Source organism: Microbacterium umsixpiens, assembly GCF_053543675.1.
In genome coordinates, this window is sequence record NZ_JBLVOH010000056.1 from 6,094 (window position 1) to 8,825 (window position 2,732).

Annotated in this window: 2 protein-coding genes; both read left to right on the forward strand. The window is 68.9% G+C overall.

Features of this window, described 5'->3' with window-relative positions; translation table 11 throughout:
• Positions 1–883 (forward strand): ATP-binding cassette domain-containing protein (locus ACNPM4_RS05730; protein WP_448985022.1); only part of this gene is annotated, 883 nt, incomplete at its 5' end.
• Between the two features lie 13 nt (positions 884–896).
• On the forward strand, positions 897–2,732 hold a 1,836-nt coding region (locus ACNPM4_RS05735), incomplete at its 3' end, for a DUF4148 domain-containing protein (protein ID WP_448985023.1).

Below are 2,732 nucleotides of genomic sequence, written 5' to 3' on the forward strand. Positions count from 1 at the left end.
CGCCCGCGCTCGGGAGTCGGGAGACGTGCTGGTCGATGTGCAAAGCGTCTCCAAGGTGTTCACCCTCGGCTCCGGTCGACGGGTGACCGCGGTCGACGACGTGTCGTTCCAGATCCGCCGCGGTGAGACCGTGGGGCTCGTGGGCGAGTCGGGCTCGGGCAAGTCGACCGTGTCGAAAGCCGTGCTCGCGCTCGGCGGAATCGATGCCGGAGCCGTGGTGTTCGACGGGCATCGTCCGCATGAGATGCGCGGTGAGGAGCTGCGGAACCTGCGGCGGCGGATGCAGATGGTGTTCCAGGATCCGTTCTCCGCGCTGAACCGGCGGCAGACCGTGGCCCAGATCATCGAGGCGCCACTGCTCGCACACGGCATCGGCAACCGCGCGACCCGCGCCGAGAAGGTGCGCGAGGCCATGCATCGGGTGCGGCTGGACGAGGAGTTCACCCACCGGCTGCCGCGCTCGATGTCGGGCGGCCAATGCCAGCGCGTGTCGATCGCGCGCTCGCTCGTGCTGGAGCCCGAATTCCTCGTGCTCGACGAGTCGGTGTCGGCGCTCGACGTGTCGATCCAGGCGCAGGTGCTCAATCTGCTGCGGGAACTCCAGGCCGAGCTGGGGCTGACGTACCTCTTCATCAGTCACGACCTCGCCGTTATCCGGTACATGTCGTCGACGGTGGCCGTGATGCAGCAGGGGCGGATCGTGGAGATCGGCGCGCGCGACGCCCTGTTCGCCGCTCCGCAGCACGAGTACACGCGCGGCCTCATGGCCGCGATTCCCGTGGCCGACCCGGTGCTCGAGCGTCGGCGACGTGCCGAGGCTGCAGTGCTCTGGCAGGCCCAGGGTGCCGTGACGGGCGCGGTTCCCGCCCGAACCACCCGATGACGAAGGAGTTGTCATGACCGACCGACTGACCACCGTGGCGGATTCCCCCGCACCCGCGACATCGCCCGTGACCCCCGCCACGCAAGACACCGTGCGTTCCACTGGACGCCGCGCCCTCATGGCCGGACTCGGCGCGGTAGCGCTCGGCGCTGCGGGCTCCCTCGCTGTCGCGACACCCGCGCAGGCCGCCCCCGTCACCATGGGAGCGAAAGACATCACCAGGGCGGAGACCGTCGCCGACCTGGCCCGCCTCCGTGCGCGGGCCGGCGAGGTGGCCATCGTCGCCGGCTACCGGACAGCGGGCGACGCGGGGCTGCTCGTGTATGTCGGGTCCGACGCGGCGAAGATCAAGCCCAACGGCGGCACGGTGATCGCCGGCAAGCGCGGCACCACCTGGCTGCTGCAGCATGACGGCACCGTCGACTTCCGGGTCTTCGGCATCACGGGGTCCGAGAAGGCGGCCGACGATGCGCTCGCCGCGATGGTGAATGATCCCCGCGTCGCACGGATCGAAGCGCACACGGATCTGCTGTTCCAGCGGCGGCATCGGTTCACGCGCTCCCACATCGAGATCGACTTCGGCGGGCACGTCATCGCGACGGAGGGCATCGAGCCGAACACCCACGACAACCCGTTCGGCGCCGTGATGTTCTTCACCGGGGTGTCCCGAGACGTCGTCGTCGAGCATCAGCTGGCCGAGGCCTGGCCTGAGCTGACGGATGCGGTCGCCGTCCCCGATGCGGCGAAGTTCCCGGTCGACACCTGGTGGGCGGTGCAGTGCGACACGGTCGCCGGGGGCGGCGCCGATGAGCGCGAGATCCAGCGGTTCGTCCAGGTGACGCAGCAGATCGATGGGCAGCACATCCGGATCAATTACCTCAATGGCTGGCCGCTGGACAAGGGCCGCACGCTCACCTGGCGGCAGATGGCCCCGGTCGAAGGCGTGCGCATCTCGAACATGCGGTTCCTCGGCGCCGGACCCTTCGACGGACCCACCGACGGCTCGTTCCCCGACGCCCGCGAGCTGACCGGCTCGCACCCGATCGCCTTCGAGTACGCGATCGGATGCGATGTCGCCGATGTGCACGCCAGTCGCACCTGGTGGCCCGTCGTGATGCGGCGGTGGAACACCCACTTCACGACCGAACGCTGCTCGGTCGAGAACCCGCCCACGGTGTTCTACGGCGGCGCGGGGTACCTCACACAGCAGATCTACTGCCTCTACGGGCGGGTGAGCGACTGCACGTCGTCGAACGCGCGGCACCTCAACGACCTGACCGCCAGTGCCTACTGCCTCGTCGAGAACTGCCATGGTGACGGCGACGATCAGGGCGGCAACCCGTTCACCACCCACGGTCAGTACGAGCACGACCTCACCTTCATCGGCAACTCGGGGCTCATGGACATCGCCAACTCCGGTGCGCAGTGGGGTACCTCCGCCAAGCGCATCACGGTGCGCGACCACGTCTGCTCGTGGTTCGTCGCCGGCACGAAGATCAGCGATCTGACGCTGGAGAACGTGCGCGTGATCGGACGGTCGACCTTCGACCCGCAGGCGACCATGACGATCAACGCCGACGGTGCCCAGGTCCGCGGCTGCACGGCCGGGCTGCTCGCCATCGGGCAGCGGTCGGCCCGATCGTCGCGGCCGACGACGATCGAGGACAGCACCTTCGCGCTCCCGAAAGATCAGGTGCTCATCCAGACCCCGGTCACTGTTCCCGTCAGCTTCGTGCGCTGCACGATCACCGGAATCGACGGGATGAAGGCGCGTGGTTCCGGAACCGTCGAGTTCGTCGACTGCCGGTTGAGCGGCCCGGCGAAGGGCGCTCCCGCCGAGCTCGGTGCG